At 36.5% G+C, this 15,030-nt stretch carries 13 protein-coding genes; 9 read left to right on the top strand and 4 right to left on the bottom strand.

Annotated features, from left to right (window positions below; genetic code table 11):
• Positions 1-49: 49 nt before the first annotated feature.
• Complete coding sequence (locus GFU89_RS17695; protein ID WP_318848399.1) at positions 50-2,833, bottom strand: bifunctional aconitate hydratase 2/2-methylisocitrate dehydratase; 2,784 nt, start codon at positions 2,831-2,833, stop codon at positions 50-52.
• Positions 2,834-3,119: 286 nt separating this feature from the next.
• Here GFU89_RS17695 and GFU89_RS17690 point away from each other — a divergent pair, with 286 nt between their 5' ends.
• The 9 genes from GFU89_RS17690 (at position 3,120) to GFU89_RS17650 (ending at position 12,988) form a co-directional block, all read left to right on the top strand.
• Positions 3,120-3,890 (top strand): WG repeat-containing protein, encoded by a 771-nt coding sequence (locus tag GFU89_RS17690; RefSeq protein WP_318848398.1) that lies wholly within the window; start codon positions 3,120-3,122, stop codon positions 3,888-3,890.
• Positions 3,891-4,194: 304 nt separating this feature from the next.
• Positions 4,195-6,312, top strand: a complete 2,118-nt coding sequence (locus tag GFU89_RS17685; protein ID WP_318848397.1) for a TonB-dependent receptor — start codon at positions 4,195-4,197, stop codon at positions 6,310-6,312.
• A 204-nt stretch (positions 6,313-6,516) separates the two neighbouring features.
• Complete coding sequence (locus tag GFU89_RS17680; RefSeq protein WP_318848396.1) at positions 6,517-7,269, top strand: hypothetical protein; 753 nt, start codon at positions 6,517-6,519, stop codon at positions 7,267-7,269.
• Entirely contained in the window at positions 7,257-7,799 is a 543-nt protein-coding gene (locus GFU89_RS17675; RefSeq protein WP_047381641.1) for an acyl-CoA thioesterase, read from the top strand. The genes GFU89_RS17680 and GFU89_RS17675 overlap by 13 nt, the downstream gene beginning before the upstream one ends.
• Before the next feature lie 87 nt (positions 7,800-7,886).
• The gene (locus GFU89_RS17670) at positions 7,887-8,273 is read left to right on the top strand and encodes a GxxExxY protein (RefSeq protein ID WP_318848395.1); all 387 of its coding nucleotides are present in this window, start codon (positions 7,887-7,889) and stop codon (positions 8,271-8,273) included.
• A gap of 45 nt (positions 8,274-8,318) precedes the next feature.
• On the top strand, positions 8,319-9,248 hold the full coding sequence (locus GFU89_RS17665) for a 2-hydroxyacid dehydrogenase (protein WP_318848394.1): 930 nt from the start codon (positions 8,319-8,321) through the stop codon (positions 9,246-9,248).
• A gap of 177 nt (positions 9,249-9,425) precedes the next feature.
• Positions 9,426-10,688: a serine hydrolase domain-containing protein gene (locus tag GFU89_RS17660; RefSeq protein ID WP_318848393.1), complete on the top strand. Its 1,263-nt coding sequence runs from the start codon at positions 9,426-9,428 to the stop codon at positions 10,686-10,688.
• Between the two features lie 25 nt (positions 10,689-10,713).
• Positions 10,714-12,525 (top strand): Ig-like domain-containing protein, encoded by a 1,812-nt coding sequence (locus GFU89_RS17655; protein WP_318848392.1) that lies wholly within the window; start codon positions 10,714-10,716, stop codon positions 12,523-12,525.
• Positions 12,526-12,529: 4 nt separating this feature from the next.
• On the top strand, positions 12,530-12,988 hold the full coding sequence (locus GFU89_RS17650; RefSeq protein ID WP_318848391.1) for a heme-binding domain-containing protein: 459 nt from the start codon (positions 12,530-12,532) through the stop codon (positions 12,986-12,988).
• 181 nt (positions 12,989-13,169) lie between these two features.
• On the opposite strand, the gene GFU89_RS17645 is transcribed toward GFU89_RS17650, so the two are convergent.
• From GFU89_RS17645 to GFU89_RS17635, 3 genes are read right to left on the bottom strand one after another with little or no spacing between them, the layout of a single operon-like run.
• A complete protein-coding gene (locus GFU89_RS17645) occupies positions 13,170-13,682 on the bottom strand; it encodes an NUDIX hydrolase (protein WP_318848390.1) in 513 nt (170 codons plus the stop codon).
• Entirely contained in the window at positions 13,679-14,593 is a 915-nt protein-coding gene (gene xerD, locus GFU89_RS17640; protein WP_318848389.1) for a site-specific tyrosine recombinase XerD, read from the bottom strand. The genes GFU89_RS17645 and xerD overlap by 4 nt, the downstream gene beginning before the upstream one ends.
• A gap of 6 nt (positions 14,594-14,599) precedes the next feature.
• A complete protein-coding gene (locus GFU89_RS17635) occupies positions 14,600-15,022 on the bottom strand; it encodes a deoxycytidylate deaminase (protein WP_076356921.1) in 423 nt (140 codons plus the stop codon).
• Positions 15,023-15,030 lie beyond the last annotated feature (8 nt).

Below are 15,030 nucleotides of genomic sequence, written 5' to 3'. Positions count from 1 at the left end.
TCCAATTATATAATTTTCAATAGTCTTACGACTTATTGTATTGCTTCTATTAGTGAGCGCTTGTACTTGTTAATTCTTTAATGGAAGGTACAAAAGTTGTAAGATCAATGCCTTCAACAGCTGCTTTATACTCATCAATGTTAGGAATTCTTCCAATAATAGCAGATAAAACAACAACCGGAGTTGAAGCAAGCAGAGATTCTCCTTTTTTACGTTCAGAATCTTCAACTACTCTTCCCTGGAAAAGACGTGTAGAAGTTGCCAATACAGTATCTCCTTTAGCCGCTTTTTCCTGGTTACCCATACAAAGGTTACATCCAGGGCGCTCAAGGTACATTACGTTTTTGTATTCAACACGAGCTTCTCCTTTTGGAGCATTATCATCAAATTCAAAAGCTGAATATTTTTCTAATAATTCCCAGTCTCCTTCTGCCTTCAGTTCATCAATGATGTTATAAGTAGGTGCTGCTACTACAAGAGGAGCATTAAATTCTACTTTCCCTTGTTGTTTTTCAATGTTTCTAAGCATTTGAGAAACAATCTTAAGGTCTCCTTTGTGAACCATACAAGATCCTACGAAACCAAGGTCTACTTTTTTCTCCCCTCCATAGTAAGAAAGATCTCTGATGGTGTCATGTGTATATCTTTTAGATACATCATCATTGTTTACATCCGGGTCAGCAATCATTGGTTCAACGATTATGTCAAGATCTACTACTACTTCAGCATAATATTTAGCGTTTGCATCCGGAGTCAAAGCAGGTTTCTCTCCTGATCTGATCTCTGCAATTCTTTGATCAGCTTTGTCAATTAATCCCTGAAGAACTTTATTATGGTTGTCCATACCTTTATCAATCATGATCTGGATTCTGCCTTTTGCAATTTCCAGTGATTCAATCAAAGTATTGTCTTCAGAAATGTTGATAGAAGCTTTTGCTTTCATCTCAGCAGTCCAGTCTGTAAAAGTAAATGCCTGGTCAGCAGGAAGTGTTCCGATGTGAACCTCAATGATTCTACCCTGGAATACGTTTTCTCCTCCAAACTGCTTCAACATCTGAGCCTGAGTGGCATGAACTACATCACGGAAATCCATGTGTTCTTTCATGTTTCCTTTGAACGTTACTTTCACAGATTCAGGAATTGGCATAGACGCCTCACCTGTAGCTAATGCAAGAGCAACTGTTCCTGAGTCAGCTCCGAAAGCCACCCCTTTAGACATTCTTGTGTGAGAGTCACCACCAATGATGATTGCCCACTCGTCTACAGTGATGTCGTTAAGAACCTTGTGAATTACGTCAGTCATTGCATGGTATTCACCTTTCGGGTCACGGGCTGTAATAAGACCGAACTCGTTCATGAATTTCATTAGTTTAGGAATGTTAGCCTGAGCTTTTTTATCCCATACTGAAGCGGTGTGACATCCTGACTGGTAAGCACCGTCTACAATTGGAGAAATCACTGTCGCAGCCATAGATTCCAATTCCTGAGAAGTCATAAGACCTGTCGTATCCTGAGATCCAACGATATTAACTTCTACACGAACGTCTGAACCTGCGTGTAATACTTTTCCTGGAGTAGTTCCAACAGCGTTTCTGTTGAATATTTTTTCTACAGCAGTAAGTCCTTGTCCTTCGTGAGAAATTTCTTTTGATGGAGCAAAAACAGCAGGAGCTTCAACTCCTAAAAGCTGAGCTGCAAAGGTCTGTAGTTTTTTACCAAATACGATAGCGTAAGATCCGCCCGCTTTGATGAATTCCATCTTTTGTGGAGTGAAAGATTTAGTAAGGTCGATAAGTTCTTTATCGCCGTTATATAATTTCTTTTCTTTTGTATTAATTGTTAAAACAGTTCCTGTTGCTACTGAATAAGCTTCTTCAAGAACGATATCACCATTTTCGTTACGAATTGGGTTTCCGTTTTCGTCAACTTTCTTTACCCAGTTTTTAAGGTCAACACCAATACCTCCAGTAACGTCTACTGTTGTAAGGAAGATGGGAGAAATACCGTTTGTTCCTCCTACAATTGGAGCAATGTTTACAAATGGTACATATGGGCTTGCTTGTTTCCCTGTCCAAAGAGCAACGTTATTTACTCCTGACATTCTTGATGAACCAACACCCATTGTTCCTTTTTCAGCGATAAGCATAACGCTTGCATCAGGATGCTGTGCCTGTAAAGCTTTAATTTCTTCCTGCGCCTGAGGAGTGATCATACATTTACCATGAAGTTCACGGTCTGATCTTGAGTGAGCCTGGTTACCAGGAGAAAGTAAATCTGTAGAGATATCTCCTTCACCAGCGATGAATGTTACTACTTTGATTTCTTCAACAACTTCCGGCAGTTTGGTAAAGAATTCAGCTTTTGCATAGCTTTCTAGAATTTCTTTTGCAATTTCGTTACCGCTGTCAAATGCTTCTTTCAGACGGGTTGTATCTGCCTCATAAAGGAAAACCTGTGTTTTAAGAACGTTTGCCGCTTCTTTAGCAATAGCTGCATCATTACCTAAAGCAAGATCCAGCAATACTTCAATAGAAGGTCCGCCTTTCATGTGAGATAATAGTTCAAAAGCATATGCCTGAGAAATTTCTTCTACTACGGATTCACCCAGAATAATTTCTTTTAAAAATTTTGCTTTCACTCCCGCCGCACTTGTTGTTCCGGGTAGCGTGTTGTAAATGAAAAATTTAAGAGAATCCGATCGGTCAGCATTACCTGAATCTTTAATCTGTGTAATGATTTCGCTTAGTAATTCAGCACCATCAATTGGCTTTGGATGAAGCCCTTGGGTTTTTCTTTCTTCAATCTCTTTGATGTAATCCTTATAAATATTCATAATAGAAGGTCTTTCAACATTAAAGGTAGGCCTGCTTCTTCTTTACCGGTCTGTACAAATACAGTTAATGACATTTTGAGTTCTCGCATTTTGATGCAACATTAACCGAATAAAGTCAGCATAATCTACACTTTTTTAAAAGTTTTTAAAATTATCAAACAATTCAAAATGTTCCCAAAATTACGAATTTTTAATATTTTATAGAAACGAAATTATTTAGATTCTTTATAAATATGAATTTTATAATATCTATTTTTGGTCATATTTTTGTAGACATATGGCGAATATGAAAAATATCCTGAATGTTTTATGCATTTTTACTTCGGTTTTCGTTTTTTCACAGACTAAATCTGTGAAGAAAGTAACAGTGAAAAAAGGGGCTAAAACTATGGTTAAGAAAGGGACTGCAGCCAATAAGCCTAATCCTGATTTGGTGGTGATCAATAAAGATCTTCCGGTTTTGATTCCTAAAAAGAAAGGTGATCAGTTTGGGTATATTAACCAGAATGGGAAATTTATTATTCAGCCAGAATATCACATTGCTGTATTTTTTTACGAAGACTGCAACCTTCTGAATTCACCTAATGAAAAGGTTAGAAAATTTGGAACAAAAGAATATGCTACAGTAGAAAAAGATATGATCTCTTACCGGGTAGACCAGTCTGGAAAGAGAGTATACCAGTTCAAAGAAGCCGATTTTGGAAAATGCATCTTCGAAGAATATAAACAGCAGCTATTTCAGGCTTATACTATGAATGGCTTTTACGGAATTATTGAAAAATCAAAATTTGTGAATGCTGCAGATTACAGGCAGTTTCAGATTTATCCTCAATATCAGTATCTGTACATTATGGAAGGAGACGATGTAGCCAACCCAATGATTGTTGCTTCCAATAATGATAAATTTGGAGTGATTGACGTTAACAATAAGATCATCATTCCTTTTGAATACGCGAATATTAAAAGAAATTTTAGCTGGAAGCTGGGTAAGATGTTTGAAGTCACCAAAGACGGAAAAAGCTACTATTATGTGGATGCTGATAATAAAACCTACTAAAAAAATTATAAATGATGAATGATGAATGATGAATGATGAATGATGAATGATTCATCCAATAATTCTTATTTTTCATTCTATTTTTTATCCGTAACTCAAAACCCCGCACCTCACACCCCGAATCTCAATTCATATATTTTTTGTAATTTTGCGGCTGAAATAAAGGGGTGCTTTAACAGGCTGAGATTATACCCAATGAACCTGGAACAGGTAATGCTGTTTAGGGATGCGTCTTCATCAGGCGCTGAATTGTATAATATCTTATCGATCCCCTTTTATTCATTAAATGTCAAAGATTTATAGAATGAAAGGATTATTTTTTTTAGGGCTTAGCGTAGGCTCTGTAGCTTTTATCCAGGCTCAGAATAAGGATTCTCTGAAAGTCAGAGAAATTGAAGCCGTCAACTTTACCAGGAGACTTCCTGTAGCAAAGGAAATCATTAATGTACAGAAAGATTTAGACGGGAAAAACTTAGGACAGGATCTTCCTATTCTTTTAAAAAATCAAACTTCCATTATTTCCACTTCAGATGCAGGAAATGGAGTGGGGTATACCGGTTTTAGAATTCGTGGAGTCTCAGGGAGTGGGATTAATGTAATGATGAATGGCGTTCCGTACAATGATTCTGAAAGTCAAGGAACATTTTTTGTGAATGTTCCGGATTTAACGAGTTCTGCTTCACAGATTGTTATTCAAAGAGGGGTAGGGACTTCCAATAATGGTGTTTCTGCTTTCGGAGCAAGTATCAATGTGATTTCTAAAGATCCTGAAGAAAAGTTTTATTTTAAAACGGATGACAGCTATGGCTCATTTAATACCTACAAATATTCAGCTGAGATAGGTTCCGGCAAATTCTGGAAAAACCGTCTTTCCGTAATGGGAAGATATACTCATATACATTCTGATGGATATATTGACAGAGCTTCATCAAATCTGCATTCTTATAATTTTACTGCTTTATTTGAAGAAGGAAACACCAAGTTACGTTTAATGGCTTTCGGTGGAAAAGAGAAAACCTACCAGGCTTGGAACGGGGTTGACCGCAAAACATGGGAGACTGATCCTAAATTTAATGTTTCAGGAGCAATTTATGATGCCAATTGGGAGAATATCGTAAGTTTCTATGATAACGAAACAGATAATTACAGACAGAATCATTATCAATTACTCTGGGAGCAGAAATTCAGTGACCGATGGAATTTGGAAACTACATTTCACTATACTAAAGGAAAAGGATATTACGAAAACTATAAGCAGGGAGATCCTTTTTCCAGATACAATTTACCTGATTTGACCGAGGGTGAACAAACCGTAAAATATTCAGACTTTATCAGAAAAAAATGGCTGAATAATGATTTTTATGGAGTGGTTTCAACACTTTACGGAAAGTTTGAAAACTTAGATCTGAACGTTGGAGTAGTAGCCAATCAATATTACGGAAGACACTACGGAAATGTTACGGGAGTATTTTTTCCTCAGATTGAAGAAAGTGAGTATTACAGAAGCCGCTCGATAAAGAATGAAGTATCCGGTTTTGCAAAAGCTTTGTTCAGAGTAGATAATTTTGAATTTTTTGGTGATTTACAACTAAGAAAAATCAATTACAATACCAAGATCCTGATGGCTGGTGATGGTGAAGGAGCTGATTTAAGTAAAAACTGGTTGTTTTTTAATCCGAAAGCCGGGGTAAATTACAGAATTGAGGGAGGGAAAGTTTTCCTTTCCTATGCCCACGCCCACCGTGAACCGAACAGAGATGATCTGATGGCGAATAACGATGTGAAAGCAGAAAAGCTCCATGACATTGAAGCCGGTTTTGAAAAACAGTTCGGGATTGTATCACTTACCGCGAACATTTATTACATGTACTATGTTAACCAGTTGGTTTTAAATGGTGTACTTAATAATGTAGGGGCTTTCATCAGAACCAATTCCGGGAAGAGCTACAGAAGAGGAGTGGAACTTGGTGCTTTGGCAAAATTATCCAAACAATGGGAGGTTTCAGGAAACGTAACCTTAAGTCAGAGCAGAAATCAGGATTTTAATATTCAAAATGGAGATCTTCCCAAAAGCCTTGGAAATACACAGATTTCATTTTCTCCGAATGTAATTGCCAATTTAAGTCTGAAATTCAACCCTACAAAGAATTTTCAGTTTGCTTTAATGAATCAGTATGTCGGGAAACAATATCTGGACAATACAGAAGATGCCAACCTGCAGCTTAAAGATTATTTCCTGACAGATTTCAATGCTCAGTATCAGTTTAAAATTGCTAATAATGAAGTTGCATTAAAACTGTTGGTGAATAACCTCTTCAATAAAAAATATGTCAACAATGGATCTGTGTACGAAGGACAGCCTTATTATTTTTCACAGGCAGGAACCAATTTCATGTTTGGTGTAAGCTGGAAGATTCAATAATGAGAAGGCCTGGGAAGCAAATAAATGAATTTGCAGATTTGCCCTTTTACCCATTTCATTATAATTGTTAAGCTTAAAAAAAGAAGTTTAAATACCTGTATTCCTATTTTGATACAGAATAATCAAAAGACTGTTTCGACAGTCTTTTTTTATATAGGCTAAATATCTTAAAAAGTCATGAAAAAGTCATAAATTTGCTGCCAAATGAATATTTCAGCATACATTTTAGAATACATAAAACAATTTGGAACTGCCACGGTTCCAGGCTTTGGGGTGTTTTCACTGAAAAATTCTAAGGCAATTATCAATTCCGAAAACGGGAGCATCTTACCTCCAGCCAGTCAGATTGAATTTACAATAGACTACGAAGTACAGGCTGAAGATCTTACTGCTTTTATTGCAGGACAAAAACAGATGTCCTTAGAAGCTTCAAGAAGTGATCTGAAGATCCAGACAGATTTTTGGAAGAAAAAACTTCAGGCCGAGCAGGTTCTTGAAATTCAAAACCTTGGAACAGTCTTCATTGAAGAAGGGCATACCCATTTCAAAGGAAAAAGAATAGAATCAGGACGTCCGGACTTTTATGGACTGGAAGAGATCAGATTTTCAGATATCAATAATGGTGAGAAAGTGAATCCTTCAGTCAACCGCGAAAAGGATTTTAAATTCAGAAAAACTATTCTCTGGATTTTCCTTTTGATTATTCCGGTTTTGGGGATTTTATACCTGGCTTTTACCCAGCAGGAACTTCTTTTTGGTAAGAAATCTTTCAATAAGGTTTCTGTACAGACCTCTACCCACAGAATTGTAAAAGATACAATTAAGGTGATGGTACATACCCCGGAAACATCCGTTTCAGATTCTTTGAAAAAAGATTCATTAGCAAAACCTGTCGGAAAAGGAGTAAAACCCGTTCCGGCCGTTCCAAACAACACTAAGACTAGATGGCAAAAATAAAAAAAGCGTCAGAATCTCTGACCATTATGACCAATATCGTTCTTCCGAACGAAACCAATTCTTTAAGAAATCTTTTTGGGGGTGAACTTTTAGCAAAAATGGACCGTTGCGCGTCTATTTCTGCAGCAAGACACTGCGAAAGAAGAGTAGTAACCGCTTCAGTAAACCACGTATCTTTCAATCACCCGATTCCGGAAGGCGGAGTAGTGGTATTGGAATCTAAAGTTTCCAGAGCATTCTCTACTTCTATGGAGGTGTATGTAGATGTATGGTTGGATGACCCTATCAATCAAAAGAAAATTCACACCAATGCAGGTATTTATACTTTCGTTGCAGTGGATGAGTTCAACCGTCCGATTCCTATCCCGGAAATGGTTCCAGAAACAGAAGAGGAAAAAGAAAGATTTGCAGCAGCATTCCGTAGAAAAGAACTTTCATTAATCCTTTCCGGAAGAATGAAACCTTTGGAATCTGTAGAGCTTAAAAAACTTTTCCAGGAACCTCAGGAATCTAAGAAAGACAAAAAGTAAGATCCTTATAAAACACAAAAAACACGAATGTCTTACACAAATTTTCACAAATGGTTTGTGTAAGGTCACATGAAAAAAAATATTAAAATGGATATTTCTGAAAACGATATATCAAAAATTGTTTACGAAGCAGGATATACAGTTCATAAGTCATTGGGACCAGGACTTTTGGAAAGTGCCTATGAAGAATGTCTGTTTTATGAATTAAATAAACATGATATTCTTGTAGAAAGGCAAAAACCAATGCCATTAGTTTATGATGAGGTGAAAATGGATGTTGGCTATAGACTTGACTTTTTGATTGAAGAAAAATTTGTGCTGGAAATAAAATCTGTAGAATCTTTGCATGATATTCATCTGGCGCAGATACTTACCTACCTTCGTTTAAGCAATTGTAAGCTTGGTATGTTGATCAACTTTAATACAATCCAGTTTAAAAATGGAGTGAAAAGAGTGATTAACGGTACCTTGTAATTTGTGTTATTTGTGAAATCAATTAGTGACATTTGTGTTTAAACTATGAAAATACTTCTTTTAGATAAAAACCATCCTCTTATTACAGAACAGCTTTTGGCTCAGAATTTTATTTTGGAAGAGGATTTTACATCGTCTTATGATGAGGTTTGTGATAAAATTGAAAATTACGATGGGATTATCATCAGAAGCCGTATTCCATTAGACCAAAACTTTCTGGAAAAAGGTAAGAATCTGAAATTTATTGCAAGAGTAGGAGCGGGAATGGAAAATATTGATATTCCTGTTGCTGAGAAACTAGGAATTCAACTGATCAATTCTCCGGAAGGGAACAGAGATTCTGTAGCAGAACATGTGGTAGGAATGCTGCTTGTGATCATGAACAGACTTTTTATTGCTTCTCTGGAGGTGAAAAACGGGATATGGAAACGTGAAGAGAACAGAGGAGATGAATTGTTGGGGAAAACAGTAGGACTTATTGGATATGGAAATATGGGAAAAGCTACCGCTAAAAGACTTTCGGGGTTCGGATGCAAAGTGGTCTTCCATGATCTGCTTCCTGGCCTTTCGGATGAATATGCAACACAGGTTTCACTGGAAGAATTGAAGCAGTCTGCTGAGGTTTTGAGTCTGCATATTCCTTTGACTTCAGAAACACATTATCTTATCGATGAAACGTTCATCGCAGAAATGAAAAACGACTTCTATTTTGTCAATACGGCAAGAGGAAAGAATGTGAAAACTAAAAATTTAGTAGAAGCGTTGAAGTCAGGAAAGGTAAAAGGCACTTGTCTGGATGTATTAGAATACGAAAAATCTTCCTTTGAGCATATTGAAACAGAAAATGAAGATTTAAAATACCTTCTTGAATCTGAAAAAGCAATTGTTACGCCGCATATTGCCGGCTGGACCCATCAAAGCAAAGAAAAGCTGGCTCAATTTATTGTAGATAAAATTGTTGCTTCACATTGTTAGAAAAAGAAAAATAAAAAGATAAAAGGCGGATTTACAAAAAGTGAATTCGCTTTTTTTATGATTTTGCCCCGTCAAATTTTACTTTTCCTTTTATTTATGTTAAATAATTCATAATGTCCCTCTCTTGGTTATTATTTATTTTTGAGTTTTATTAAATTGCCGCTCATTTTGAATCTCATGACGAAGCGTAATTTTGTACTTATCCTAACTGTTCTTTTATCGATATTTTCCTGTAAAAAAAAGTCTGAAGCCAAAGAAGTTTCAGCTGAAAACACGACTAATCTGCCCAACTATGGAAATGTAGACTTCGGAAGTATTTTCGTCAAAGGTGACGGGCAGCTTTTGAACAAACAGACAACGGTAAGCTATATAGATCAGTATTACAAAAAAATATGGGAAGAAGGTAACCTTAGCGGTGGAATTCTGGTTGCTAAAGGAGATGAAATTCTTTACGAAAACTATAGAGGCTTCGGAAGAGAAGGTAATCAGATGCCGATTGATAAAAATACACCATTGCACGTAGCTTCGGTTTCAAAAACATTAACGGCGATGGCGATGATGAAACTGATTGAGGCTGGGAAAATAAAGTTTACAGATCATCTTACTCAGTTTTTTCCGGGGTTCCCATATCCGAATGTTACCGTTCAGACTTTGTTGGACCAAAGGAGCGGGCTTCCGAAATACGAATATTTTATTACCAAAATACAGCCCGCACCGGCAGAACTTTCCAAACAATTTATTACGAATCAGGATGTATTGAATATGATTATCAAATACAAACCTGATCTGGCAAGAGATACCGATACAGGATTTATGTACTGTAATACCAACTTTGCTTTATTGGCTTTATTGATTGAGAAAGTAACAAAAACTCCTTTCCCGCAGGCAATGAAAGAAATGGTTTTCACTCCGCTGAAAATGAATAATACGTACATCTTCCAGGAAAAAGATATTCCTACAGCGTCACAGTCTTTCTATTATGGAGGAAATAAATTGTATCCTCTGGACAGATTGGATCTTATTTATGGTGATAAAAATGTATATACTACCCCAAGAGATTTGTACAACTTCTCAAAAGCAATGTATTCGAAAAATTTCCTGAAGTCAGAACTGATGGAGATGGTTTTTGCTCCTTACAGCAATGAAAAGGCAGGAATGAATAATTATGGATTAGGATTCAGGATGAAAATTTTTGATAATGGTGAAAAGCTAACGTATCACAACGGCTGGTGGCATGGTACAAACTCTGTATTTGCCCATCTTTTAAAATCTAAAGTTACTATTGTTGCTATAGGAAACAAATATTCAAACAAAGTATATACAGCCCTTGCTTTATCAGGATTATTTGAAGATTTTCCTTTACAAAAGGAGAAGCTGCATACTGTTATGCATGACAATAAAGATACTTTAAATTCCGGACAGGAAGTTTTTGGAGAATAATGTTTATTTTTGCCTAAACATTTTCATGAAAAGGTTTCTTTTATTATTTGTTATCTGCTTTCTTGTACATTCATGTGCAAGAGTGGGATCTCCTGTTGGAGGGCCTAAGGATACTTTAGCACCAAGGTTTTTAAGTTCAAACATTGATACTACAAGAATTAATGTTAAAAAAGATATTCACGAACTCCGTCTGGATTTTGATGAGTATGTGACATTGAAAGATATCAATAAAAACCTGATTATTTCACCTCCAATTAAAGGGATAACGAGAATTCTTCCTTCCAATATAGCCAACAAATTTGTGCTGATCCAATGGACAGACACTCTTCAGGCCAATACAACCTATAATTTCAATTTCGGAAATTCTATTGTAGATAATAATGAGTCGAATATACTGAGGTATTTCAATTTTGCTTTTTCCACGGGAGACAAACTGGATGATCTTTACATCAGCGGTGAGGTAAAAGATGCAATGGATATCAAAAAGAAAACGGGCACAACAACGGAAAATAAACTTGTAGTTGGATTGTATCAGGTAAAAGATACAATGGATTACAAGAAAAAACCTTACTACATTACAAAAGTAGATGAAGATGGATATTATGAATTGAATTATCTGACCCCGGGGAAATATAAAATTATCGCTTTTGATGATGAAAACGGAAACTCTATGTACGACCCAGGAAAAGAAAAAGTTGGGTTCCAGAAAGATCCGATAGATGTTGAAAAATCCGTTTCAGGATTGAATTTAAAGGTATATCCTTCCAGAAAGGCTGTGAAGTATTCGGATATGAAAGAAATTGCGGGCGGAATTTTAATGTCATTCGAAGGAAATCCTGACGAAGTAAAAGTTCAGTCACTGAATGAGAAAATAAAGGATCTTAAAATAACACACAATCCAAAATCCGACTCGGTAAGAATATGGTTTGATGCTGTAAAAGATGATGTGGGGCAGACAGCCAATGAAAAACTCACCTTCACTCACAATAAAGGCCCGAAAAAAGATAGTGCCTACAGCGTTTCTTTATTTTACAGATACAATAAGAAGAATGCAATGAATGTCTTTAGTGATAATGACGGAACTTCAATTGCTCCAAAGGCAGATTTGAAAATTGCATCAAATTATATTGTTGATAAAATTGATCCTTCAAAATGGACGTTAAAGATTAAAGGGGACAGCTTAACCACTTTACCATTCACTGCTAAAATTTCGGAAACAAATCCTTATCAGATTCATGTTCAATCAGATTTTGTGATGGGAAAAAGCTATGAGCTTACTGTTCCTAAGGAAACTGTATCTTCATTCTATACAAAAAATACCCAGTCAAAGCGTTTTGACTTTGATGTTGCTAAAATAGACCAGTTTGGAAGCGTTGAATTCTCTATTCAGAATGCTCCGGCTGCAAATTACTGGATTCAGATGGTGGATTCTTCTGATAAAATAGCTTATCAGAAATATATAAAAGGAGATAAAGTAAAGTTTGATATATTGAAACCAGGGGAATACATTGTAAGAATTCTGGTAGATAATAACGGAAATAAATATTGGGATGAAGCCGATTTCGCCAATGACATTTTTGCGGAAGATGCTTATATTTTCCATAAAAAAGTGATCGTAAGAGGATTGTGGGAAACAAGAGAAGATTGGGATCTGAAGGATACCAGAACACTTGACAGTCCTAAATCAACTTCTTCAACTCCAGCACCAGCTTCGACTCCAACTTCACCTCCAGCTTCGTCATCAGAAACTTCTCAGCCTGTGGAACCTGCTGCTACGAAACAAGTATTGAAAAAAGAATTTAAGTCCGGTAATGCCGTTTTAACTCCGTCAAAGTAAACAGATGAAAATGGCTAAGAAAATAATATTTTGGACATTGGTAGCGTTTGCCCTGATTCAGTTTTTTCCTATTGACAGGACGAATAAGCCTGTTGATTCTGCCACGAACTTCGTTGATGCAAGGAAAGCACCGGAAAAAGTAAAAACACTGCTTAAAAATGCATGTTATGACTGCCACTCCAATGAAACCGTTTATCCGAAATATGCTTTTATCGCACCTGTTTCATGGTCTGTAAAAAGCCATGTCAATGAAGGCAGAGAACATCTTAATTTTTCTACCTGGGAAACATATAATAAGGATTTGAAAAAGAATATGATTACTAAATCTATTCAGACTATCCAAAGCAAGGCAATGCCAATGCCTGGTTATATCGTTTATCATAAAGAAGCTAATCTTTCAGAAGCCGAAAGAGCATTGCTGATTCAGTATTTTGAAGAAATGCTGAAAACTGAAACCTATTAGTTTTGAGCGTAATGCTTGAAAAAATGAAAAGGCTGAGAGAATTCTCAACGCTTTATTCTTCAATGTTCAATTCATTCTAAGATTAAAATAAAACTCTCGCAGATTTTGCGGATCCGGCAAATGGTTGTATTCTAACAATCTGCTTAATCTGCAAAGTCTGCGAGAGAATATATTACAAAAATTATTTCTTTAAATAGCTCTCAAAAAATCTCTTCTGAGAATCAAAAGCAAGGTCTTCAAGGTCTAGCTCCTGTAAAGGAATCCATACCGCTTCTGAGATCTCTGAGAGTTCAAGATTTACCTCAAACTTTTCCGAAACATTATACTCATAAAAGAGATCGATAGTATTGTAATCAATTTCCTTGTATTGATAGATGTTAGGAAGGCTGGTAAGGTATTTCAGGTTTGAAATATCGATATCAAGCTGAAGTTCTTCAAAAAGTTCTCTTTTACAGCTTTCTTCTGCACTTTCTTTAGGGTCAACGAATCCTCCAGCAAGATCTAGTTTTCCTTTTTTAGGATCTCTGTTTCTTCGTGTAAGATAGATTTCATCACCACATCTGATGACAACCGCTACAGCGCCTGCCACATTGTTATACAGAGTAAAACCACATTCCGGACAGCTCCATTTCTTTTCGCCATCCCAATGTAAGGACTCTTTGCCACAGCTTGGGCAATATTTCAATAATTTCATTGAGCAATATTAATATTTCTCGGGTGATAACTCAAAATAACATCCCTTAATTCTTCTGTTTTCAGATGCGTATAGATTTCCGTTGTTGTAATACTGGAATGTCCCAGCATTTCCTGAATATAACGGAGGTCTGCTCCATTCTGCAGTAAATGCGTAGCAAATGAATGTCTGAAGGTGTGTGGAGATATTTTTTTGTTAACCCCTGCTTTATCTGTAAGTTCTTTAATAATAAGAAACACGATCACTCTGGACATAGATGTCCCACGGCTGTTCAAAAACAGAGTGTCTTCATATTTCTTATTGATTTTACCCTTAGAACGTACCTCTTTGATATAACTTTCAAGCAGATCTGCGGTATAGTCGGCCAAAGGAACAAAACGGGTTTTGTTTCCTTTTCCATTTACCTTGATGTATTGCTCTTTAAAGTTGATATTGGAAATCTTAAGATCAATCAGTTCAGAAACACGAAGTCCGCACCCATAGAGTACCTCTATGATGCAGTGGTTTCTTTTTCCAAGATCTGTATTGACTTCAATAGCAGCGATAATTTTGTTGATATCAGACAGGCTTAAGGTATCAGGTAGATACAATCCCAGTTTAGGGCCTTCAAGTAACGCCGCAGGATTGTCTTCACGATATTCATCCTCTAGCAGAAATTTGAAAAAGGCTTTGATGGAAGATATCCACCTTGCCTGTGATCTCTCACTGAATTTCTGTTTAGAAAGATTGAAAATGTATTCCTGCAGGTTTTCGTAACCGATAGATTCTGGGCCGACGTTTGCCAGATCTTCTTTTGCATACTCTTTTAATTTCTTAATGTCCCGAACGTAGGCGTCGAGAGTGTTTTCTGAAAAATTTCTTTCGAAACGAAGAAATATTTCAAAATCTTTGATCTTTTCATCCCAAGTCATTTGTGCTTATTTTTTTAGTTCACAGTCCGATATTTGTTCTATTTCAATATTATGGTTTCTCAGGAATGATATTCCATCGTCATCCGAATACTCATTAATGTACACCAGTCTCGCAATTCCTGCCTGCAGAATCAGCTTACTACATTCTTTACAAGGAGACAGCGTCAGATATAACGTTGCTCCTTTTGCAGATTGAGTAGAAGCAGCCAGCTTTAATATAGCGTTGGCTTCAGCATGCAATACGTACCAGTGTGTTTTCCCTTCTCCATCTTCACAGCAGTTTTCGAATCCCGAAGGAGTTCCGTTGTAACCATCTGAAATAATCATCCTATCTTTTACGATAAGAGCCCCTACCTGTTTTCTCTTACAGTAGGAGAGTTTTGCCCATTCCTGAGCCATTTTTAGATAAGCTTTATCAAACTTATTCATACCGCAGC

The organism is Chryseobacterium sp. JV558, assembly GCF_033712365.1.
GTDB lineage: Bacteria > Bacteroidota > Bacteroidia > Flavobacteriales > Weeksellaceae > Chryseobacterium.
Note: the sequence above shows the minus strand (reverse complement) of the source record. Positions and strands in the feature narration are given on the sequence as shown.